Origin of the sequence: Actinomadura opuntiae (assembly GCF_030283205.1) — a bacterium.
GTDB lineage: Bacteria > Actinomycetota > Actinomycetes > Streptosporangiales > Streptosporangiaceae > Spirillospora.
The window spans coordinates 131,368-153,386 of the sequence record NZ_JASNWF010000016.1; the positions used below are offsets into that span (position 1 = coordinate 131,368).

A 22,019-nucleotide genomic window follows, 5' to 3' on the forward strand; every position below is an offset into this window, starting at 1 on the left:
CGCCGCCACCATGGTCGTGTGACCCCGAACGTGGCCCTCATCGCCCGGCTGCACGTCGATCTCCGGCGGGTGGCCAGCGCCCTGTGTTCCCGTCGCTGATCCCGCCCGGGCCCGGCACTCGCCCGGCCCGCTTCCGGACCGACGGCTTCCAGGAGGCCACACCATGACGATCACCCAGCTCAACGACGTGGAGGAGTCCCTCCGCGCCCCCGACCCCGCGACCCGCGCCGCCGCCCTCACCGCGCTCACCGCCGCCGTCCGCGCCGGGGACGCGCCGCGCGGCGCGGGCGACACCCTCGCCTGGGCGCTCGCCGACGAGGACGGGCAGGTCCGCTCCGCCGCCGCCGACGCGCTGCGCCGGCTGCCCGAGCTGTACATCGGCGAGGACGGCATCGAAGCGCTGCGGCTCGCCGCCGCCCGCGGCCGCGACGGGCTCGTCCGCGACACCGCCGCCGAACTGCTGGCGATCCTGGCCCGGGGCGCCGGCGAGCTGTACGCCCAGGGCCTGCAGGACGACGAGCCGCAGGTCCGGATCCAGGCCGTGCTCGGGCTGACCGCGCTCGGCGCCGTGCCGGAGGTCGCCGACGCCGCCGACGACCCGTCCCGCGAGGTGCGGGTCGCCGTGGCCGAAGGCCTCGCCCGGCTCCCCGGCCCGGCCGCCCTCGCCGCGCTGGAGCACCTGCTCGCCGACCACGACCCGGTCGTCCGGATGGCCGCCCTCGACGCCGCGGCCGACCTGGGCGTCCCCGGACCGCTGGAGGGGCGCGTGGTGGCCGCCGCCGCGCACGCCGGCTGGCAGGTGCGCCGCCGCGCCGTGCGCGCGCTCGGCAGGGCGCGGGCCGACGTCGCGATCCAGCCGCTCGTCCGGGCCCTCGGCGACCGCGTCGTCGACGTGCGCCGCGCCGCCGTGCGGGCCCTCGAGCAGTGGGCGGCCGACCGTCCCGAGGTGCTCACGGCGCTCACCGAAGCCCTCACCGACCCGGACCCGGGTGTGCGCACCCAGGTCCGCTGGGCGCTCGCGTAGGCGTACGCGAGCGTGCGGGCGGGCCGCCGGCGTGGCACGGCGCCGGCGGCCCGCCCGCCTTCCCCGCGCCGGTCTCGATGCGGGCGGGACGTTCTGGGGTGGGACGCCCTGCTCGCTTCGAGGCCGGCGCGGACCGATGCAGCGGCGCACCGGCGGGCCATCCGGTCCTGGGAGACTGGACCCATGACCAGGGTCATCGCGGGAACCGCGGGAGGGCGGCGGCTGGCCGTCCCGGCCGGACGGGACACCAGGCCGACGAGCGACCGGGCGCGGGAAGGGCTGTTCTCCACCGTGCAGGCGCTGCTCGGGCCGCTGGACGGGCTGCGCGTCGCCGACCTGTACGCCGGGTCGGGCGCGGTCGGGCTGGAGGCGCTGTCGCGGGGCGCGGCGCACGCCCTGCTCGTCGAGTCGCATCCGCGGGCGCTGAAGGTGATCCGGCAGAACGCCGGCGCGCTCGGGCTGCCGGGGGCCGTCCCGCTGGGCGAGAAGGCGGAGCGGCTCGCGCGCACCGCACCCGACGCGCCCTACGACCTGATCTTCGCCGATCCGCCGTACGCGCTGCCGGACGACGCCGTCACCACTCTCCTCGAAGACCTGCGCGACCACGGCTGGGCGGCGCCGGACGCGCTGGTCGTCGTCGAACGTTCCGTCCGCGGCCGTGATCTGGTCTGGCCGGACGGATACGAGGGGGAGAGGGATCGACGCTACGGCGAGGCCGTGTTCTGGTACGGAAGGGCGGTCGGCGCCTGAACGTTCCCTGAACCGACGCCGTAAGGCCCCTGAGAGTTGCGCGGTGCAACGGGTCGCGCGGCGCCGCGCGGGTAGATGCCGGGCATGAGACCCGGGATCGACCGCGCCTTGGGAGCCACGTGGGTCGTCGCACTCGTGATGACGGTCGCGCTGCTCGCCAACGTCACCTACGTGCAGGGGTTCGAGGCGCAGGATCTGCGGGACAGCAGCCTCAACGCGCGCCGCCTGCTGGACCGCAACAAGGTCGAGCGCGGCCCCATCGTCGCCGGCGGGCAGCGGCTCGCCTGGTCGGAGCTGACCTCGGACGGCAAGACCTACCAGCGGCACTACGCCTACAGCAAGATCTTCTCTCCGATCACGGGGTACTTCTCGCCCTTCACGCAGACCGGGCTGGAAGGCGCCGAGAACCACTTCCTGGACGGCAGCGACTCCCGGCTCGCCACGACCAACCTCGTCGACAAGCTCATCGGCAAGAAGATCCCCGGCGGCACCGTCGAGACCACGATCGACGTAAAGGCGCAGCGCGCCGCCTACGAGGCGCTGCAGGCCACCGGCGCGCGCCGCGCGGCGGCCGTCGCGATCGACGCCGAGACCGGCGCGATCCTGGTGATGGCCTCCACGCCGTCCTACGACGCCAACGACGTGTCGGTGCTGAGCGGCGACAAGGCGCAGGCCGTGTTCAAGAGGCTGAACGCCGAGCCGCTCAAGCCGCTGCTGAACAAGGCGACCGGCGAGGTGTACCCGCCCGGCTCCACGTTCAAGACGATCGTCGCCTCCACCGCCCTGACCGCGGGCAAGAGCGAGGACTCGCAGGTCCGCGCCGGGCGCAGCTACCAGGCGCCCGGCGGCGGCCAGCCGATCAACAACGACGCCGGCGACATCGGCGGCGAGTGCGACCAGAGCGCGATCCCGCTGATCGACGCCTACGCCCAGTCCTGCAACACCACGTTCGCCTACATGGGCGCGCAGAGTCCGGGCAACGCGGCCGTCCGCGCGCAGGCGCAGAAGTTCGGGTTCGGCGACCGGATCGAGATCGAGGACGAGATGTCCGCCGCGCCGAGCTCGTTCCCCAAAACCGACCAGCCGGTGCTGAGCGCGCTCGGCTCGATCGGCCAGGGCAGCACCGTCGCCACTCCGCTGCAGATGGCGCTGGTCGCCGCGGGCGTGCTGAACGACGGCAAGATCATGAAGCCGTACCTGGTGGACAAGCTGCGCGCCTCCAGCGGCACGGTGGTCGACCAGGCCCGCCGCGGCGTGCTGGCCCGGCCGCTGACGTCCGACCAGGCGAGCCAGATGCGCGACCTGATGGAGGCCGTCGTCAAGAAGGGCACCGGCAAGACGCTGCAGGGCACCTCGGTGCTCGGCGGCAAGACCGGGACCGCCGACGTCACGAACGCCGCGTACAACGACCGCTGGTTCATCGGCTTCGGCCCGCGCCCGGACGCCAGGTACGCGGTCGCGGTGATGACCGAGAAGGACGGCTACGGCATCGAGTCCGGACCGATCGCCGCGAAGATCATCGACGCGCTGGGCGGCTGATCCCGCCGGCGCGGCGCCCGGGGGAGGCCGGGCGAGGCGGGGGCGCCGGGGGCGAGCCCGGGTGAAAGCGGGCCGAACCGGATTTGGTACGTTCGCGCCGCAGGTCAGAAACCGGGACCGAAGGGGTTCGCGCCGTGCGCCGTGTCGTCTGTCCGGGATCGTTCGACCCCGTTACCAACGGGCACCTCGACATCATCAGCCGCGCCTCCCGCCTCTACGACGAGGTGGTGGTGGCCGTGCTGATCAACAAGAACAAGAAGAGTCTCTTCACCGTCGACGAGCGCGCCGACATGATCACGGCCGTGGTCAAGGAGTACGGCAACGTCAAGGTCGACAAGTTCTACGGGCTGACCGTGGACTACTGCAAGGAGCAGGACATCCCGGTGATCGTCCGGGGGCTGCGGGCCGTCAGCGACTACGAGTACGAGCTGCAGATGGCGCAGATGAACCACCGCATCGCGGGCGTGGAGACCCTCTTCATGGCGACCAACCCCGAGTACGCCTTCCTGTCCTCCAGCCTGATGAAGGAGGTCGTGAAGTTCGGCGGCGACATCTCCGGCCTCGTCCCCGACAGCGTCCACGACCGCCTGGTGGAGCGGCTGCAGCAGCAGCCCTGACCGCGGGGCGGCGGGGCCGCCGCAGGTGGCGGGGCCGCGAGTTGGGGCATCGGCCGGTCTTCGGTACCCTGGGACATCGGCCATCACCGGCGGCCGCAGTTCGCCATGCCTCACGAAAGCAGGATTCCGCTGACTCGCCTCGATCCCAACGCCCCGCTCGTGCTCGACACCCGAGCTCTCAGCAGGCAACCCGGGTCGTCGCGGGAGATGCGCCTGTCCGTGCCGGCCCCGGAGGACTTCGGCGTCGAGATGGTGGGCGTCCCCGAGGGCGCCGCGATCGAGCTGGACCTGCGGCTCGAGGCGGTGCTGGAGGGGGTGCTCGTCACGGGCACGGCGACGGTCCCCCTGGAGGGGGAGTGCGCCCGCTGCCTGGACCCGATCGCCTCGACCTTCGAGGCGGACTTCCAGGAGCTCTTCGTCTATCCTGACACCCGCTCCGGCGGGAACGCCGAGGACGACGAGCTCCGCCTCGAGGACGATCTGATCGACCTCGAACCGGTGCTCCGGGACGCGGTGCTGCTCGCGCTGCCGCTCTCGCCGCTGTGCCGGGACGACTGTCCCGGGCTGTGCGCGGAGTGCGGCGCACGGCTGGCCGACGACCCGGACCACCACCATGACGTCGTCGACCCGCGCTGGGCGGCGCTGCAGGACCTCGCCGGCGAACCGTCGCCGGGGCCTCCCGAGGGGGGACGCGGGGACTCCGGTCCCCGTGGATCAGTCGACCAACAAGGAAAGCAGGAGGGCTGACGTGGCCGTCCCGAAGCGGAAGAAGTCGCGCAGCAACACGCGGCACCGGCGCTCGCAGTGGAAGGCCACCGCGCCGACCCTCGTCGAGTGCCCGACGTGCCGTGACAAGAAGCTGCCCCACACGGCGTGCGCGACGTGCGGCACCTACGACCGGCGGCAGGTCATCGCCCCGTCGGCCTGAGCCTTTTCGCATCCCGGGGGGCGGACCCGCCGGCGGCGCGCCCTCGCGGCGCGGCGCCGGCGCCCGCCCCTCGCGGATGCGCGGCAACCCGACCACCCCGGCGCGTGACGTCGGCGTGGTGAGCGGCGCGGACCCTGCGCCCGGAGCCGTGGTGCACGCCGGGACGACCGACCGGCGCGCACCTCGTCTTCGCGGACGGCGTCCTTCCCGGGCCACCCGGGCGCCTCGTGCTTGCTCGCCGTCGCGGCCTCCCCGGCCGCCGCGCCCTTGCGGCGACCGCGCCCCGCGCGGTGCCCGGCCTGCGAGGAGGGCCTGTGAGCAAGAAGTCGTCCGATCCCGCTCCCGACCGCGCGGAGCTGTCCCGCGCCCTCGGCGTCGAGGTCGGCGCCGAGCTGCTGGAACGCGCGCTGACGCACCGTTCGTACGCCTACGAGAACGGCGGCCTGCCCACCAACGAGCGGCTGGAGTTCCTCGGCGACTCGGTGCTCGGCCTGGTCGTCACCGACACCCTGTTCCGCGGGCATCCCGACCTGCCCGAGGGGCAGCTGGCCAAGCTGCGCGCTGCCGTGGTGAACATGCGCGCGCTGGCCGGCGTGGCCCGCGCGCTCGGCGTCGGCGCGCACATCCGGCTCGGCCGGGGCGAGGAGGGCACCGGCGGCCGCGACAAGGCCTCGATCCTCGCCGACACCCTGGAGGCGCTGATCGGCGCCGTCTACCTCGACCGGGGGCTGGACGAGGCGTCCGCGCTCGTGCACCGGCTGTTCGACACGCTGATCGCCCGGTCGGCCGGGCTCGGCGCCGGGCTGGACTGGAAGACCTCGCTGCAGGAGCTGACCGCGGTCGAGGAGCTGGGCGTCCCGGAGTACCACGTCGCCGAGAGCGGCCCCGACCACCAGAAGACGTTCCGCGCCTCGGTGCGGGTCGGCGGCACGACCTACGGCGACGGCGAGGGCCGCAGCAAGAAGGAGGCGGAGCAGCACGCCGCCGAGGCCGCCTGGAACGCCATCCGCGAGATCGTCGTCGCGCGGGAGACGGCCGCGCAGGCCGCCGCCCATGACGAACCGCCCGCGGCCGGGCCCGACGAGCAGCCCGCGGCCCGCAAGGCCGGCGCCAAGGGATCGCGCTCGCCCGGGCTCGCCGGTGCCTGAGCTTCCCGAGGTCGAGGTCGTCCGGCGGGGGCTGGACCGCTGGACGGCCGGCCGGACGATCGCCGCGGCGCAGGTGCTGCACCCGCGATCGGTGCGCCGGCACGAGGCGGGCCCGGCCGACTTCGCCGGGCGGCTCGCCGGGCGCACCGTGCTGAGCCCGCGCCGCCGCGGCAAGTACATGTGGCTGCCGCTGCGCGCCGCCGCGGAGGACGAGCCGGGCGAGGCGCTGCTCGCCCACCTCGGGATGAGCGGGCAGCTGCTGGTCGGCGAGCCGGACCGGGAGCGCGAGAAGCACCTGCGGGTCCGGGTGGTCTTCGACGACGGCGGCCACGACCTGCGCTTCGTCGACCAGCGGACGTTCGGCCACCTCATGGTCGCCGACCTCGTCCCGGACGCGTTCGCCGCCGGTGCGCTCGTCCCCGAACCGATCGTGCACATCGCCGCCGACCCGCTGGAGGACGCCTTCGACGCGGAGGCGTTCTACCGCGCGCTGCGCCGCCGCAAGACCGGGATCAAGCGGGCGCTGCTCGACCAGTCGCTCATCAGCGGGGTCGGCAACATCTACGCCGACGAGGCGCTGTGGCAAGCGCGGCTGCACTGGGCCCGGCCGACCGAGACCATGACGCGGGCGGAGGCCGTCCGCGTGCTGGAGGCCGCCAGGGAGGTCATGGGCGCCGCCCTGGCCGTCGGCGGCACCTCGTTCGACAGCCTGTACGTCAACGTCAACGGGGAGAGCGGTTACTTCGAGCGGTCGCTGGAGGCCTACGGCCGCCGCGACGAGCCCTGCCGCCGCTGCGGCACCCCGATCCGCCGCGACGAGTTCATGAACCGTTCGTCCTACAGCTGCCCGGTCTGCCAGCCCAAGCCCCGCCGTGCGCGCTACTAGGGCGGCGTTGTTGTCGCAATCCCGGCCCAAGGGGTTCGCCTAGCGGCTCGGCCCTTGACCGGGCTTGGGCGAGCGCGGCCTCGCTTCGCGAGCTTCCCGGTGGGGGCTCGCCTTCGGCTTCGCCCCACCGGTCAGGTAGCGCGCTCGCGTGCGGGGTGAGGCGCGCTGGCAGACTGGATCTTCGGATTCACGGTGGGGGGGCGCCATGGGTGACTTGGAGCAGGAGACGGTGCGGGTGACCGCCTGGGTGCGGGGGCGCGTGCAGGGGGTCGGCTTCCGCTGGTGGGTGCGGGCGCGGGCGCTGGAGCTGGGCCTGGCGGGCAGCGCGACGAACCTGAGCGACGGGCGCGTGGAGGTCGTGGCGGAGGGCCCGCGCGAGCGCTGCGAGCGGCTGCTGGAGCTGCTGGAGGGCGATGCGCCCGGCGGCGTGCCGGGACGGCCGGGGCGGGTATCCGGCGTGGTCAGGCGGTGGAGCGAGCCGCGCGGCGAGGCCGCCGGTTTCCTGGAACGGTGACCGGGTAGGGGGTTCCGGTTTTTACCTGCTAAACTAGTAGAGGAAGGTTGTTACCGGCCTGTGATGTCCGTCTTGACCAGGACACCGGCCGGTGCGACTCTAGTTGATACGCGCACCGACTTCAGATGCTTCTCGTGCGCGATCCCTGCTGGTTACTCAGCGTGGAGGACCCTTAGTCATGGCGAAGGCTCTACTCGGCCACGTCGGCGGTCCCGACCCCCGGATGGTCGCGGAGATGCGGCGCCTGCAGCAGCGCGTGCGGGATCTGGAGGCCGAGCTCGTACGGCTCCAGGCGGAGAACGACGCGCTTGCGACGGCGACGGACGACGACGTGATGTCGCTCGCGGTGAAGGACCGTGAACCGGCGCTGACCTGATCGGCGCCTTTCTTCTCGAAGTGGACACAGGGGACGCCGATCACCAGGCGTCCCTTCTGTTTTGCCCGTCGCCGGCCGACCCGTCCGTCCAGGTGACCGACGGTTCGGCGGGCCGCCGGGCGGTCGTCCTCCGGTCAAACCTTCGTCGCGTTTTGGTCTGACCGGCTTCGAGCGCTCCGCGGCGATCGCCGCATTTACGGGCATGTGTCCGGCGTCCCGGGTCGTGCCCCGAATCCGCCTCCCATCCGTGCGGGTGCCGTGCCCGCACCGCCCGCGGCCGGTATCGTTCGTTCGGATTCCCGGAGCCGGCAGCGCAGGAGGAGGACGACGGGCGCGTGTACCTGAAGACCCTGACGCTGCGCGGCTTCAAGTCCTTCGCGTCCTCGACCACCCTGAAGTTCGAGCCCGGCATCACCGCGGTCGTCGGACCCAACGGGTCGGGCAAGTCCAACGTCGTGGACGCGCTGGCATGGGTGATGGGCGAGCAGGGCGCCAAGTCGCTGCGCGGCGGCAAGATGGAGGACGTCATCTTCGCCGGCACCGCCAGCCGGGCGCCGCTCGGCCGCGCCGAGGTCGTGCTGACGATCGACAACTCCGACGGGGCGCTGCCGATCGACTACACCGAGGTCACGATCAGCCGGCTGATGTTCCGGTCCGGGTCCAGCGAGTACGCGATCAACGGCGACTCCTGCCGGCTGCTGGACATCCAGGAGCTGCTGTCGGACTCCGGCATCGGCCGCGAGATGCACGTCATCATCGGCCAGGGCCAGCTCGACCGCGTCCTGCACTCCGGGCCGGAGGGCCGCCGCGCGGTCATCGAGGAGGCGGCCGGCGTCCTCAAGCACCGCAAGCGCAAGGAGAAGGCGCTGCGCAAGCTGGACGCGATGCAGGCGAACCTCGCCCGCGTCCAGGACCTCACCACCGAGCTGCGCCGCCAGCTGAAGCCGCTCGGCCGGCAGGCCGAGATCGCCCGCCGCGCCGCCGTCATCCAGGCCGACCTGCGCGACGCCCGGCTGCGGCTGCTCGCCGACGACCTGGTGACCCTGCGCACCAAGCTGGAGCAGGAGGCCGCCGACGAGGCCGCGATCCGCGAGCGCCGCACCGAGACCGAGCGTGCGCTGAACGAGGCGCAGCAGCGCGAGGGCGTGCTGGAGGCCGAGGAGGCCGAGCAGGCGCCCGAGCTCGCGCAGGCGCAGGACACCTGGTTCCGGCTGTCGGCGCTCAAGGAGCGGCTGCGCGGCGTCGCCGACCTCGCCGCCGAGCGGCACCGCAACGCCTCCGAAGCCCGCGAGGAGGAGCGGCGCGGCCGCGACCCCGAGGACATGGAGCGCGAGGCCGCCGAGATCCGCGAGCAGGAGGAGATGCTCCGCGCCGCGCTCGACGAGGCGCAGGACGCGCTCGCCGACGCGGTCGAGCAGCGCACCGGCGCCGAGGAGGCGCTCGCCGCCGAGGAACGCCGGCTGCAGGCCGCGGCCCGCGCCGCCGCCGACCGCCGCGAGGAGCTGGCCCGGCTGCGCGGCCGCGTCGAGGCGCTGCGCAGCAAGGCCGCGGCGGGCCGCGCGGAGATCGGCCGGCTCGTCGACGCGCGCGACGAGGCCGGGCAGCGCGCCGAGACCGCGCAGGCCGAGTTCGAGGCGTTCGAGGCCGAGGTCGTCGAGGACCCGGCGCTCGCCGCCGAGCACGAGCTGGCGCAGGGGGCACTCGCCACCGCCAAGGACGCCGCCGAGGCCGCCCGCGCCGCCGTCGACGAGCCGCGCCGCGCGCTCAAGGACGCTCGCGCCGCCGTGGCCGCCGCCCGGTCCGCCGACCAGGCCGCGCAGAAGAAGGTCGCCGCGCTGCAGGCCCGGATCGAGGCGCTGAACCTGACCCTCGCCAGTGCCGCCGACGGCGGCGAGGCGCTGCTCGCGGCCGGTGCCGACGGCTCGGTCGAGGGCGTGCTCGGCACGGTGGCCTCGCTGCTGACCGTCCGCCCGGGGTACGAGACCGCCATCGCCGCCGCGCTGGGCGACGCCGCGCAGGCCATCGCCGTCGGGTCGCTCGACACGGCCGAGGCCGCGCTGACGCTGCTGCGCGCCCGCGACGCCGGACGGGCCGGCCTGCTCATCGGCGGGGGAGATCCCGGCCGGGCCGACCGCGTGCCCGGCGTCGACTACGCGGTCGACGCGGTGACCGTCCCCGACACGGTGCGTCCCGCGCTGGAGCATCTGCTGCGCGGCGTCGCCGTCGTGGACGACGTCCCCTCCGCCGCCGCGCTCGTGCGCCGCGAGCCCGCGCTGCGCGCCGTCACCCGCGACGGCGATCTCGTCGGCGCGCACTGGGCGCAGGGCGGCGCCGCCGGCGGCGGGCAGAGCCTGCTGCAGATGCGCGCCACTCTCGACCAGGCCACCGAAGATCTCGCCGCCGCGGAGACCGCGGCCGAGACCGCCGCCGACGAGCTCACCGCGTCTGCGGAGGCCGAGCAGTCCGCGCAGGCGGCCCTGGACGCCGCGCAGGCCGCCGCCAACCAGGCCCAGACGGGGGTCAACCAGGCCCAGGCCGAGCTCGACCGGGTCCGCGCACGGGTGCGCGAATTCGACGCGCGGGCCGCGCAGGAGGCCAAGCGCGCCGCCCGGCTGGAGGCCGACGTGCGCGCCGCGCGCGGCGAGGCCGAGCGCCTCACCAAGGCCCTCGACGCGGCCAACGAGTCGCTGGAGCGCGACACCGAGGCCGCAGAGGAGCTGGAGCTGCGGCTCGCCGAGTCGCAGGAGGCCGCCGAGGTCGCCGACGAGGCCGGGGACGACACCGACGCCCGCGACGAGCTCGCCGAGCGCTGCCGGGTGCTGCGCTCGTCGGAGATGGAGGCGCGCCTGGCGGTCCGCACCGCCGAGGAGCGCGTGCAGGCCATCACCGGGCGCGCCGACGCCTTGGAGCGCGGTGCCCGCCGCGAACGCGAGGAGCGGTCCCGCGCCGCCGAGCGCCGCGCCCGCCGCGAACTCCAGGCCAGGACCGCCAAGGCCGTCCTCAGGGGCGCGCGGACGGCGCTGGAGCGGATCGAGCTGTCGCTGGCCGCCGCGGTCCGGCGGCGCGAGGCGGCCGAGCAGGCCAAGGCGGCCCGCGAGGCCGAGCTGAAGGTCGTGCGCACCCAGGTCCGGGAGCTGTCGGGCACCCTGGAGCGCCTGGTCAACGTCGTGCACGGCAACGAGGTCGCGCGCGCCGAGCAGCGGCTGCGCCTCGAGCAGCTCGAACAGCGCGCGCTGGAGGAGTTCGGCCTGGAGGTCGAGTCCCTGGTGAACGAGTACGGGCCCGACCAGCCCGTCCCGCCCGACCCCGACCAGGGCGAGGACGCGGTGCCCGTCCCGTACGTCCGGGCCGTCCAGGAGAAGCGCGCCAAGTCCGCCGAGCGGCAGCTCAACCAGCTCGGCAAGGTCAACCCGCTGGCGCTGGAGGAGTTCGCGGCGCTGGAGGAGCGGCACGCCTTCCTCACCTCCCAGCTGGACGACCTGAAGAAGACCCAGCGGGAGCTGCTCGCCCTGGTCAAGGAGGTCGACGACCGGGTGCAGCAGGTGTTCGCCGCCGCCTACGACGACACCGCCCGCGAGTTCGAGCGGATCTTCGCGCGGCTGTTCCCCGGCGGTGAGGGCAGCCTGTCGCTCACCGAGCCGGACGACATGCTGGCCACCGGCGTCGAGGTCTCGGCCCGCCCGCCGGGCAAGAAGGTGAAGCGGCTGTCGCTGCTGTCGGGCGGCGAGCGGTCGCTGGTCGCGATCGCGTTCCTGGTCGCGGTGTTCAAGGCCCGCCCGTCGCCGTTCTACGTGCTCGACGAGGTCGAGGCCGCCCTCGACGACACCAACACCCAGCGGCTCATCACCGTGTTCGAGGAGCTGCGCGAGTCGTCCCAGCTCATCGTCATCACGCACCAGAAGCGCACCATGGAGGGCGCCGACGCCCTCTACGGCGTCAGCATGCGCGGCGACGGCGTCACCCAGGTGATCAGCCAGCGGCTGCGCGAGCAGGAATCCGCCTGATCTTTCATTTGCTGACAATACCCGGCCATTTTCGATGTGCCGGGGTATAGGGCGCCGTCTCGTTATGTGGACGCGTGGAAGTTATTTCCCGGCCCAATGGCGCGCGCCCCGCCGGCATTCTCGCCGGTGACGGGTGAACGGGGGCCGCCACGTGCACCGACCGTGACGCGGCGGCGACGCTGGCGGCCTTGTGCCCGCCCGGGGCATTCCACTAGTCATGTGCCCCGTGGTTCCCCGGACTCCCTTCCCGGACGCCCCGCCCGGGTGCGGCGGACCACTGGAGAGGCATGGTCGTGGACCCGCAGAAACTCAAGGATAATTTCGCTCAGGTGGGCGCGAACGGGATTATCGTCGCCGAATATTTCTACGCGGATCTGTTCGCCCGGGAACCGCAGCTCAGGAGCATGTTCCCGGCGTCGATGAACAAGCAGCACGAGGTGCTGCTGGGCGCGCTGTCGCAGATCGTGTCGTCGGTCGACGACACCGGCGCGCTCGTCCCGTTCCTGCAGGACCTCGGCCGCCGGCACCGCGGCTTCGGCGTCGCCCCCGAGCACTACGCCCCCGTCGGCGCGAGCCTGCTGGCGACCCTCGCCCACTTCAGCGGCCCCGACTGGAACGAGGACCTGGAGCGGGACTGGGCCGCCGCCTACGGCCTGGTCGCCCAGGTCATGACGGAGGCCGCCGCCGAGCCCGTCGCCTGACCGCGGCGTGGACGCCCAGCGCCTCAAGGACAACTTCGCCGCCGTCGCCGAGCAGGGCGACGCCGTCGCGTTGTTCTTCTACGCCGACCTGTTCGTGCGCAACCCGCACCTGCGCGACATGTTCCCGATCGGGATGACCGGGCAGCGCGACAAGCTGCTGCGCGCCCTCGGCCAGATCGTCGCCAAGGTCGACGACCTGCCCGCCCTCGTCCCGTTCCTGCGCCAGCTCGGCCGCGACCACCGCCGGTTCGGGATCGTCGCCGAGCACTACCCGAACGTCGGGGCGAGCCTGCTCGCCACCCTCCGGCACTTCTCCGGCCCCGCCTGGACCGAGGACGTCGAGAGCGACTGGAACGCCGCCTACAGCCTGGTCGCCAAGGTCATGCTGGAGGCCGCCGACGAGGACGCGCTGTCCAGCCCCGCCTGGTGGAACGGCCAAGTCGTAGCCGCGGAGCGGCGCCGCTTCGACATCGCCGTGCTGCGGATCCAGCCGGACCGCCCGCTGCCCTACACGCCCGGGCAGTCCGTCGCGCTGGAGGTGCCGTCCCGGCTGCGGCACTGGCGGTACTACTCGATGGCGAATGCGCCCCGTCCCGACCACACCGTCGACTTCCACGTCCGGCTGGTGGACGGCGGGCCCGTCAGCCCCGTGCTCGTCCGCGCGACCCAGCCCGGCGACCGCGTCCGGATGGGGGCGCCCATCGGCACCCTCACGCTGGACGAGTCGTCCAACCGGGACGTGCTGCTCGTCGCGGGCAGCACCGGGCTGGCGCCGCTCAAGGCAATCCTCGAGCAGATCGCCGGCCGCCCGCGCCCGCCGCGCGTGCACCTGTTCTTCGGCGCCCGCGACCGCGACGGCCTGTACGACCTGGAGCACCTGAGCAAGCTCGCCGCCGAGCTGCCCTGGCTGACCGTCGTGCCCGCCGTGTCCGACGAGATCGTGCCGGACGAGACGGGCGGGCACGGCTTCTCCTCGCAGCTGCGGTCGGGCGCGGGCCCTGGCCACCTGGGCCTCGGTCACGCGGGCGGCGCCCATGGGGGCATCGAGCACGGCAGCCTGCCGGACGTGGTGGCCAGGCGCGGTCCCTGGCCCGGACACGACGCCTACGTGTGCGGGCCCGCGGCGATGGTGGAGCCCGCCATCGAGCGGCTCACCGCGTCCGGTGTCGCACGCGACCGCATCCGCCTGGAAACCTTCGCCGACGCACAGAGGTGACCGCCGTGAACTCCCTGAACCTGCCCGTCGTGCCCGACGGCTCCCGGCTGACCCCCGGCGAGCTGCAGTCGGTGGTGTTCGCGCGCGCCGCCCTCGGCCGCCGCGGCTACGACGAGGAGCAGGTCCGCGACTTCCTGCAGTACGTCGAGCGGGAACTCGTCCAGATCCTCAACCACAAGGCCGCGCTGAGCGAGGAGGTGAACCGGCTGCGCGCCCAGGCGGGGCGCGGCGGCGGCGTCATGGCGCCCGAGGACGCGCACTTCCAGGCCGTCCGGATCCTGTCGCAGGCGCAGCAGACCGCCGACCTGTACGTCGCGGACGCCGAGCGCTACACCCGCGAGCTGGCCCACGAGGCCCGGCTGCACCGGGAGGCGATCCTGTCCGACGCCAAGGGCCGCGCCGAGCAGATGCTGGAGGACGCGCACCGCAAGGCCGCCGAGGTCGCCGACGCCGCGGTGCGCTCGGTGCCGCCGCCCGCCGCGACGGCGCCGTACGGGCCGGGCGCCCCGCCCGACGACGGGCGGCGGCACGATCTGGAGCGCGAGATCGCCTACCTGCGCACCTACAGCGAGGTCTACCGCACCCATCTGCGGTCCTATCTGGAGGCCCTGCTGCGCAACGTCGACGAGTGGGAGAGCTCGGAACGGGCATCGGTACCGGGGGAGACCCCGGGGCCGCCGCTCCGGGGCTGATCGAGCACGCCCGGCAGGGCGTGCTCGTCGCGCGTGCGGGAGCACGGCATGATCGGCGGGATGGCCGGCGGGGTGATCGGCGGGTGTTCGGCCCAGCCGCCCCCGTCTGGGAAACTGGGGACGCTATGGAATATGTGATCGTCATCGTCGCACTGTGCGCGGTCGCGCTGATCATCGGCGGGGTCACGCTGCTGCGCCGCCCGGTCCGCCGCCGCCGTCCGCCGGTCCCGCCCGCCGAGCGGCCGCCCGCCGAGCAGCACGGCGCGACCGCCGTCGACGAGGCGGAGGCCGCGGCGCCCACCCTCGAGCGGGCGCCGCCGACCGAGGCGCCGGCGCCGCCGCCCACCGTCGAGATCGAGCAGCCGCCGCCCGGCGCCGGACGGCTCGTCCGGCTCCGCGCCCGGCTCGCGCGCTCCCAGAACGCGTTCGGCAAGACCCTGCTCGGGCTGCTGTCGCGCGACACCCTCGACGAGGACGCCTGGGAGGAGATCGAGGACACCCTCATCACCGCCGACATGGGCGCCGCCGTCGCCCGCCAGGTCACCGACGACCTGCGCACCCGGGTGCAGGTGCTCGGCACCCGCAGCCCCGAGGAGGTCCGCGCGCTGCTCAAGGAGGAGCTGGTCAAGCAGATCGGCGCCGACCTGGACCGCTCCCTGCGCACCGATGCGCACGGCGACCGGCCCGCGGTGCTGATGGTCGTCGGCGTCAACGGCACCGGCAAGACCACCACCTGCGGCAAGCTCGGCCGCGTCCTGGTCGGCGACGGCAACACCGTGCTGCTCGGCGCCGCCGACACCTTCCGCGCCGCCGCGGCCGACCAGCTGGAGACCTGGGGCACCCGCGTCGGCGCGCAGGTCGTCCGCAAGGACGAGGGCGCCGACCCCGCCAGCGTCGCCTTCGACGCGGTGAAGCAGGGCATCGACACCAAGGTCGACGTGGTGATCATCGACACCGCGGGGCGGCTGCACACCAAGACCGGGCTGATGGACGAGCTCGGCAAGGTCAAGCGGGTCGTGGAGAAGCAGGCCGAGGTCGACGAGGTCCTCCTCGTCCTGGACGCCACGACCGGCCAGAACGGCATGCAGCAGGCCCGCGTGTTCGCCGAGGTCGTCAACGTCACCGGCGTCGTGCTGACCAAGCTGGACGGTACCGCCAAGGGCGGCATCGTGGTGCAGGTGCAGCGCGAGCTGGGCGTCCCGGTCAAGCTGGTCGGCCTGGGCGAGGGTCCCGACGACCTGGCCCCGTTCGAGCCCGAGGCGTTCGTGGACGCGATCCTCGGCGACTAGCCACCAGCCACCGGCCGACCCGGCGCCCCGCGACCCCATTGCGGTCGCGGGGCGCCGGCCTTTTCGGGCGCCGCTTCGTCCGCGCCGGGCCATGACCGGCAGAAAAGGAAACCGTCACCGGCCCTTGGGTAAGGCCGTGAGGGTTCCGAAACACCCGTGAAACATGCGGTAGTGCGGTTTCACACCCCCGAAACACCGGAGCCGTCCGGGTGAAACGGCCGCACAAGAATCTCTGAGCATCCACGTTTCCGGTCGAGGAGGGGCACTCTCCGAGATGAAGATCGATACAGGCGCGACCGCCTGGATGCTGGCGGCCTCGGCGCTGGTCCTGCTCATGACACCCGGGTTGGCCTTTTTCTACGGTGGCATGACGCGGGCCAAGAGCGTCCTCAACATGATGATGATGTCGTTCGGCGCCATCATCACCGTGACCATCCTCTGGGTCCTCTTCGGGCACTCCGTCGCCTTCACCGACAACGGCAGTTCCTTCGTGAACAAGTTCATCGGGGGATTCGACGCCGTCGGGCTGAAAGGCGTCGCGACGCAGGTCTCCGAAGGGCTGCTGAAGGACCAGAGCGACAACATCCCGACCATGGTCTTCTCGATGTTCCAGCTGACGTTCGCGATCATCACGGTCGCGCTCATCAGCGGCGCCATCGCGGACCGTGCCAAGTTCGGCGCCTGGATGGCGTTCACCGTCGCCTGGGCCACGCTGGTGTACTTCCCCGTCGCGCACTGGGTGTGGGGCACCGGCTGGCTGAACAAGCTCGGCATCGAGGACTTCGCGGGCGGCACCGTCGTGCACGTCAACGCCGGAGCCGCGGGCCTGGCGCTGGCGTTCGTGCTCGGCAAGCGGCGCGGCTGGCCCAAGGAGCCGATGCGCCCGCACAACCTCCCGTTCGTACTGCTCGGCGTCGGCCTGCTGTGGTTCGGCTGGTTCGGGTTCAACGCGGGGTCCGAACTGGCCGTGGACGGCACGACCGGCCTGGCCTTCATGAACACCCAGATCGCCACCGCGGTCGCCGCCGGCGCCTGGGCGCTGGTGGAGAAGCTGCGCGACGGCCACGCCACCACGCTGGGCGTCGCGTCCGGCGCCGTCGCCGGCCTCGTCGCGATCACCCCGGCGTGCGGGTTCGTCGACCCGTGGGCGGCGATCGTCCTCGGCGCCATCGCCGGCACCGCCTGCGCCTACGCGATCGGTCTGAAGTACAAGCTCGGCTACGACGACTCCCTCGACGTCGTCGGCGTCCACCTGGTCGGCGGCGCGATCGGCGCCCTGTCGCTCGGCTTCCTGGCCGCCTACCCGTTCCTGCCGGGCCAGCACAAGGGCCTGCTCTACGGCGGCGGCGCGCACCAGCTGGGCCTGCAGGCCCTCGGCCCCGTCGTGATCGGCTTGTACTCCTTCGCGATGGCCTGGATCATCGGGAAGATCATCGACAAGACCATCGGGTTCCGGATCTCCGCGGACGACGAGGCCGCCGGGATCGACGTCACCGCGCACGCCGAGACCGCGTACGATCTCGCTCCCACCGGGGGCGGCGGCGGCCGCGCCCCGGTGCCCGGCAGCGCGGCACCCCGCCCGGTGTCGCCCGACAAGAAGGTGGAGGCCGACGCGTGAAGCTGATCACCGCCGTCATCAAGCCGTTCAAGCTGGACGAGGTCAAGGCGGCCCTGGAGTCCTTCGGGGTCAAGGGGATGACCGTCAGCGAGGCCAGCGGCTACGGCCGGCAGAAGGGCCACACCGAGGTCTACCGCGGCGCGGAGTACAAGGTCGACCTCGTGCCCAAGCTGCGGGTCGAGGTGCTGGTGGACGCCGAGGACGCCGACGACATCATCGACGTCATCGTCAAGGCGGCCCGCACCGACAAGATCGGCGACGGCAAGGTCTGGGCGGTCCCGGTGGACACCGTGGTCCGCGTCCGGACCGGCGAGACCGGCCCGGAAGCCCTCTAGGAGCGGTGTGACCCTCGTCCATCCTCCGGCCGGAGACCGGGCTTCCGAGGCCGCCCGCGCCGCCCTGGCGGCGGCGCGGGCCGCCCGTGCCGCCGACCTGGACCGCCGCCTGGCGGCCCTGCTCGCCGACGCCGAGGCCGCCGGCCGGGATGCGCCCCCCGCCACCCAGCCCCCCTCGCCGGGCGCCCGCCCGGCACCCCCCGAACCGGGAAGCGTCGCGCTCGCGGCCGTGGGCAGCCACGGGCGCCGCGAGCTCACCCCGGGCGGGGACCTCGACCTGGTCCTGCTGCACCGCGGACGCGCCGACATCGCCGAGATCGCCGACCGCCTCTGGTACCCGATCTGGGACTCCGGCCTGCGCCTCGACCACTCCGTCCGCACCGTCGCCGAGGCCCGGACGGTCGCGCGCGGCGACCTCAAGGCGGCGCTCGGGCTGCTGTCGGCCCGCCGGATCGCCGGCGACCACGTCCTCGTCGACGAGCTGCGCGCCGCCGTGCTGGCCGACTGGCGCGCCGACGCCCGCGCCCGGCTGCCGGAACTGGCCGCGATGTGCCGGGAGCGCTGGGAGAAGCAGGGCGAACTGGCGTTCCTGCTCGAACCCGACCTCAAGGAGGCCCGCGGCGGCCTGCGCGACGTCCACGTCATGCGGGCGGTCGCCGCGTCCTGGATCGCCTCCGCGCCGGACGGGCGGGTCACCGCCGCGCACGACCTGCTCCTCGACATCAGGCACGCCCTGCACGAGGCCACCGGGCGCGCCACCGACCGGCTCGTCCTGCAGGAGCAGGAGGCCGTCGCCCGCGCGGTCGGCATGCCGGGCCCCGACGCGCTGCTCAGCGCGATCGCCGAGGCCGCCCGGACGATCACCTACGCGGCCGACCAGCTGTGGCGCCGCGTCGAACGCGCCACCCGCCGGCGCGCCGCGCCCCTCGAACGCCGGCCGGTCGGCGACGGCGCCGTCGAGCACGACGACGAGGTCGTCCTCGCCCGCAACGCCGACCTGAAGGACCCCGCGCTCATCCTGCGCGTCGCCGCCGCCGCGGCCCAGGCGGGCCTCCCGCTCGCCCCCGCGACCGTCGCCCGCCTCGCCGCCGACGCCGCCGTCCCCGCCGCGCCCTGGCCCCCCGCCGCCCGCGACGCGCTGGTCGCGCTGCTCGGCGCCGGACCGCCCGCCATCGGCGTCTGGGAGGCCCTCGACCAGGCCGGGCTGATCGTCCGGCTGCTGCCCGACTGGGAACGCGTCCGCAACCGCCCGCAGCGCAACCCCGTGCACCGCTTCACCGTCGACCGGCACCTCGTCGAGACCGCCGCCGGCGCCGCCGCCCTCACCCGCGAGGTCGCCCGCCCCGACCTGCTGCTCGTCGGCGCGCTGCTGCACGACATCGGCAAGGGCCTGCCCGGCGACCACTCCACCGCCGGCGCCGCCCTCGCCCGCGACCTCGGCGCGAGGCTCGGCTTCCCCGGCGGCGACGTCCAGGTGCTGGAGACGGTCGTCCGCCACCACCTGCTGCTGCCCGAGACCGCCACCCGGCGCGACCTCGACGACCCCGTCACCATCGAGACCGTCACCGCCGCCGTCTCCGCGGTCCCCGGCCGCGAAATCGAGACGCTCGAACTGCTCGCCGCCCTCGCCGTCGCCGACGGCAACGCCACCGGCCCCGCCGCCTGGGGCCCCTGGAAGGCCCGCCTCGTCGCCGAACTCGCCCGCCGCGCCGCCGCCGCGCTGGCGGGCGGCACCCCGCCGCCCCCGCCCGCCCTCGGCGCCGACCGGCTCGCCCTCGTCCGCCACGACGGCGCCGCCGTCCGCGTCAACGGCTCCCGGATCACCATCGCCTCCCCCGACCGCGCCGGGCTGCTCTGGCGCGCCGCCGGCGTCCTCGCCCTGCACCGGCTCGCCGTCCGCACCGCGCACACCGTCTCGTCCCCGGCGACCGGCGCGGACACCGCCGTCCTGGACTTCACCGCCGTCCCCGAGTACGGCGCGCCGCCCGACCCCGCCGCCCTCGAGGCCGACCTGCGCCGGATGCTCGCCGACCGGCTCGACGTCGCCGACCGGCTGGACCGCCGCGCCCGCTCGGTCCGGGTCCGGCCCGGCGCCGCCGTCCCGCCGCCGCGCGTCATGATCCTCGACGACGCGTCCGACACCGCCACCGTCGTCGAGGTCCGCGCGCACGACCGGCCCGGGCTGCTGTGGCGGATCGGCCAGGCCCTCGGCGCCTGCGGTCTGCACATCCGCGCCGCCCAGGTCGACACGCTGGGCGCCGAGGCCGTGGACGTCTTCTACGTCGTGGACGAGGCCGGCGCCCCGCTCACCGACCCCGCCGCGCTCTCCGCGGTCCGCGACCGGATCCTGGACGCCCTCGGCTGATCTCGCCGGGGCGTCCGGCGGGGCCGTCACCTCGACGGGCGTCCCCCGGGCGAGGGGATCGGCGCGAGCGGGCGGGAAGCGGCCGGCGACCCTATACGCTGATAGGCGATCCCTGAAGCTTTCCAAGGACGGTCCAGACACGTGTTCGAGACGCTCTCCGACCGGTTGACGACGGTCTTCTCGTCGCTGCGCAGCAAGGGCCGGCTTTCCGAGGCCGACATCAACGCGACGGCGCGCGAGATCCGCATCGCGCTGCTTGAGGCCGACGTCGCGCTGCCCGTGGTCAAGGACTTCATCGCGCAGGTCAAGGAACGGGCGCGCGGCGCGGAGGTCTCGCAGGCGCTGAACCCGGCGCAGCAGGTCGTCAAGATCGTCAACGAGGAGCTCATCAACATCCTCGGCGGCGAGACCCGGCGGATCCGGTTCGCCAAGACCCCGCCGACCGTGATCATGCTGGCCGGCCTCCAGGGTGCGGGCAAGACCACCCTCGCCGGCAAGCTGGCCCGGCACCTCAAGGCCGAGGGCCACACGCCGATGCTGGTCGCGGCCGACCTGCAGCGCCCGAACGCCGTCCAGCAGCTCCAGGTCGTCGGCGAGCGCGCCGGCGTCCCGGTCTTCGCCCCCGAGCCCGGCAGCGGCGTCGGCGACCCGGTGGACGTCGCCCGCCGCTCCATCGACCAGGCCCGGCACGCCCAGCACGACGTCGTCGTCATCGACACCGCCGGCCGCCTCGGCATCGACGCCGAGATGATGCAGCAGGCCATCGACATCCGCGACGCCGTCAAGCCCGACGACGTGCTGTTCGTCGTCGACGCCATGGTCGGCCAGGACGCGGTCAACACCGCCCAGGCGTTCATGGACGGCGTCGGCTTCGACGGCGTCGTGCTCACCAAGCTCGACGGCGACGCCCGCGGCGGCGCCGCGCTGTCGGTCCGGCACATCACCGGCCGCCCGATCATGTTCGCCTCGACCGGCGAGAAGCTGGAGGACTTCAGCGTCTTCCACCCCGACCGGATGGCCGGCCGCATCCTCGACATGGGCGACATCCTCACCCTGATCGAGCAGGCCGAGCAGGCGTTCGACGCCGAGCAGGCCGAGCGGATGAGCAGCAAGTTCGCCTCGGGCGAGGACTTCACCCTCGAGGACTTCCTCGAGCAGATGATGATGATCCGCAAGCTCGGGCCGATCGGCAACCTGCTCGGGATGATGCCGGGCATGGGGCAGGTCCGCGACCAGATCAGCCAGATCGACGACAAGGACCTCGACCGGATCGCCGCGATCATCCGCTCGATGACCCCCCAGGAGCGCGCCGAGCCGAAGATCATCAACGGTTCGCGGCGGGCCCGCATCGCCGGGGGCTCCGGCGTCTCCGTCGGCGAGGTCAGCAGCCTGGTCACCCGGTTCTTCGACGCGCAGAAGATGATGCGGCAGATGGCCGGCGGCATGGGCCTGCCCGGCATGCCCGGCGGCCGCCGCAAGGCCGCCAAGGCGGCGAAGACCGCCAAGAAGAAGGGCAAGCAGCGCAGCGGCGACCCGCGCAAGCGCGCCGCCGGCGGCAAGCGCCCGCAGGAGCAGCAGCCCGCGGCCGACGGCATGCCGAAGGGCCTGCCGCCCGGCCTCGGCGGCCCCGGCGGCGGCCTGCCCCCGGGCCTCGGCGGCCCCGGCGGCGGCCTGCCCCCGGGCCTCGGCGGCCAGCTCCCGCCCGGCTTCCAGATGCCCGACCTCGGCAAGCTCCAGAACCGCAAGAACAAGTAGACCGTCCCCCCAGCGCCCCGCCCCGGTTCCGCGGCGGCGGTGCCGGTGCGGTGTCGGTGCGGCGGCGGGGGCGCGGCGACGGTGGCGCGGCGGGGCAACACGGCGCCCGCCGATTGCGCGTTCACGGCGACGATCTGGCAGAATGACAGGCTGGAAACCCGGACCCGCGAGGCGCCCTCTCTCGTCCTGCGCGGCCGGAGTCCATCGGGCGGCGGTGAGCCGGTGTTCCCCACCTGGCACGGGCCGCCCACCCCGTCATGAA

Annotated in this window: 20 protein-coding genes; all 20 read left to right on the forward strand. The window is 74.0% G+C overall.

Annotated elements, in window-relative coordinates; translation table 11 throughout:
- Positions 1 to 30 precede the first annotated feature (30 nt).
- The 20 genes from QP089_RS48925 to ffh all read left to right on the forward strand — a co-directional run bounded on the left by QP089_RS48925 (position 31) and on the right by ffh (position 21,757).
- Positions 31 to 99, forward strand: coding sequence for a putative leader peptide (locus QP089_RS48925; RefSeq protein WP_353070652.1), 69 nt, complete (start codon positions 31 to 33; stop codon positions 97 to 99).
- Between the two features lie 64 nt (positions 100 to 163).
- Positions 164 to 1,024: a HEAT repeat domain-containing protein gene (locus QP089_RS31645; protein ID WP_285916505.1), complete on the forward strand. Its 861-nt coding sequence runs from the start codon at positions 164 to 166 to the stop codon at positions 1,022 to 1,024.
- Positions 1,025 to 1,207: 183 nt separating this feature from the next.
- On the forward strand, positions 1,208 to 1,774 hold the full coding sequence (gene rsmD / locus QP089_RS31650) for a 16S rRNA (guanine(966)-N(2))-methyltransferase RsmD (RefSeq protein WP_285916507.1): 567 nt from the start codon (positions 1,208 to 1,210) through the stop codon (positions 1,772 to 1,774).
- Positions 1,775 to 1,858: 84 nt separating this feature from the next.
- Entirely contained in the window at positions 1,859 to 3,313 is a 1,455-nt protein-coding gene (locus tag QP089_RS31655; RefSeq protein WP_285916508.1) for a penicillin-binding transpeptidase domain-containing protein, read from the forward strand.
- 134 nt (positions 3,314 to 3,447) lie between these two features.
- Positions 3,448 to 3,930, forward strand: a complete 483-nt coding sequence (gene coaD / locus QP089_RS31660; protein ID WP_285916509.1) for a pantetheine-phosphate adenylyltransferase — start codon at positions 3,448 to 3,450, stop codon at positions 3,928 to 3,930.
- A gap of 105 nt (positions 3,931 to 4,035) precedes the next feature.
- Positions 4,036 to 4,677, forward strand: a complete 642-nt coding sequence (locus QP089_RS31665) for a YceD family protein (RefSeq protein WP_285916511.1) — start codon at positions 4,036 to 4,038, stop codon at positions 4,675 to 4,677.
- A gap of 1 nt (position 4,678) precedes the next feature.
- Complete coding sequence (gene rpmF / locus QP089_RS31670) at positions 4,679 to 4,858, forward strand: 50S ribosomal protein L32 (protein ID WP_151545395.1); 180 nt, start codon at positions 4,679 to 4,681, stop codon at positions 4,856 to 4,858.
- A 314-nt stretch (positions 4,859 to 5,172) separates the two neighbouring features.
- On the forward strand, positions 5,173 to 6,006 hold the full coding sequence (gene rnc, locus QP089_RS31675; RefSeq protein ID WP_285916513.1) for a ribonuclease III: 834 nt from the start codon (positions 5,173 to 5,175) through the stop codon (positions 6,004 to 6,006).
- Positions 5,999 to 6,892 carry a bifunctional DNA-formamidopyrimidine glycosylase/DNA-(apurinic or apyrimidinic site) lyase gene (gene mutM / locus QP089_RS31680; RefSeq protein ID WP_285916514.1) on the forward strand — a complete coding sequence of 298 codons (894 nt, stop codon included), beginning with the start codon at positions 5,999 to 6,001 and terminating at the stop codon, positions 6,890 to 6,892. The genes rnc and mutM overlap by 8 nt, the downstream gene beginning before the upstream one ends.
- A 205-nt stretch (positions 6,893 to 7,097) precedes the next feature.
- The gene (locus QP089_RS31685; RefSeq protein WP_285916516.1) at positions 7,098 to 7,406 is read left to right on the forward strand and encodes an acylphosphatase; all 309 of its coding nucleotides are present in this window, start codon (positions 7,098 to 7,100) and stop codon (positions 7,404 to 7,406) included.
- 178 nt (positions 7,407 to 7,584) lie between these two features.
- A complete protein-coding gene (locus QP089_RS31690) occupies positions 7,585 to 7,782 on the forward strand; it encodes a hypothetical protein (RefSeq protein ID WP_021598747.1) in 198 nt (65 codons plus the stop codon).
- A 335-nt stretch (positions 7,783 to 8,117) separates the two neighbouring features.
- Positions 8,118 to 11,786, forward strand: coding sequence for a chromosome segregation protein SMC (smc, locus tag QP089_RS31695; protein WP_285916522.1), 3,669 nt, complete (start codon positions 8,118 to 8,120; stop codon positions 11,784 to 11,786).
- A 329-nt stretch (positions 11,787 to 12,115) separates the two neighbouring features.
- A complete protein-coding gene (locus tag QP089_RS31700; protein WP_353070648.1) occupies positions 12,116 to 12,487 on the forward strand; it encodes a globin domain-containing protein in 372 nt (123 codons plus the stop codon).
- Positions 12,488 to 12,494: 7 nt separating this feature from the next.
- The gene (locus tag QP089_RS31705; RefSeq protein WP_285916526.1) at positions 12,495 to 13,703 is read left to right on the forward strand and encodes a globin domain-containing protein; all 1,209 of its coding nucleotides are present in this window, start codon (positions 12,495 to 12,497) and stop codon (positions 13,701 to 13,703) included.
- 5 nt (positions 13,704 to 13,708) lie between these two features.
- Entirely contained in the window at positions 13,709 to 14,395 is a 687-nt protein-coding gene (locus tag QP089_RS31710) for a DivIVA domain-containing protein (protein ID WP_285916528.1), read from the forward strand.
- Positions 14,396 to 14,520: 125 nt separating this feature from the next.
- Positions 14,521 to 15,684, forward strand: a complete 1,164-nt coding sequence (gene ftsY / locus QP089_RS31715; protein WP_285916530.1) for a signal recognition particle-docking protein FtsY — start codon at positions 14,521 to 14,523, stop codon at positions 15,682 to 15,684.
- A 274-nt stretch (positions 15,685 to 15,958) separates the two neighbouring features.
- Positions 15,959 to 17,302, forward strand: a complete 1,344-nt coding sequence (locus tag QP089_RS31720; protein ID WP_285916532.1) for an ammonium transporter — start codon at positions 15,959 to 15,961, stop codon at positions 17,300 to 17,302.
- Complete coding sequence (locus QP089_RS31725) at positions 17,299 to 17,637, forward strand: P-II family nitrogen regulator (protein ID WP_285916533.1); 339 nt, start codon at positions 17,299 to 17,301, stop codon at positions 17,635 to 17,637. The genes QP089_RS31720 and QP089_RS31725 overlap by 4 nt, the downstream gene beginning before the upstream one ends.
- Positions 17,638 to 17,644: 7 nt before the next feature.
- Positions 17,645 to 20,002: a [protein-PII] uridylyltransferase gene (locus tag QP089_RS31730; protein ID WP_285916534.1), complete on the forward strand. Its 2,358-nt coding sequence runs from the start codon at positions 17,645 to 17,647 to the stop codon at positions 20,000 to 20,002.
- A gap of 141 nt (positions 20,003 to 20,143) precedes the next feature.
- Positions 20,144 to 21,757, forward strand: a complete 1,614-nt coding sequence (gene ffh, locus QP089_RS31735; protein ID WP_285916535.1) for a signal recognition particle protein — start codon at positions 20,144 to 20,146, stop codon at positions 21,755 to 21,757.
- Positions 21,758 to 22,019: the final 262 nt, after the last annotated feature.

Excerpts from the sequence above, each read along its gene's own strand:
- rsmD (WP_285916507.1), top strand. The coding sequence starts at position 1,208 with ATGACCAGGGTCATCGCGGGAACCGCGGGAGGGCGGCGGCTGGCCGTC.
- QP089_RS31690 (WP_021598747.1), top strand. The coding sequence starts at position 7,585 with ATGGCGAAGGCTCTACTCGGCCACGTCGGCGGTCCCGACCCCCGGATG.
- QP089_RS31665 (WP_285916511.1), top strand. The coding sequence starts at position 4,036 with ATGCCTCACGAAAGCAGGATTCCGCTGACTCGCCTCGATCCCAACGCC.
- QP089_RS31685 (WP_285916516.1), top strand. The coding sequence starts at position 7,098 with ATGGGTGACTTGGAGCAGGAGACGGTGCGGGTGACCGCCTGGGTGCGG.
- ftsY (WP_285916530.1), top strand. The coding sequence starts at position 14,521 with ATGGAATATGTGATCGTCATCGTCGCACTGTGCGCGGTCGCGCTGATC.
- QP089_RS31645 (WP_285916505.1), top strand. The coding sequence starts at position 164 with ATGACGATCACCCAGCTCAACGACGTGGAGGAGTCCCTCCGCGCCCCC.
- QP089_RS31655 (WP_285916508.1), top strand. The coding sequence starts at position 1,859 with ATGAGACCCGGGATCGACCGCGCCTTGGGAGCCACGTGGGTCGTCGCA.
- QP089_RS31720 (WP_285916532.1), top strand. The coding sequence starts at position 15,959 with ATGAAGATCGATACAGGCGCGACCGCCTGGATGCTGGCGGCCTCGGCG.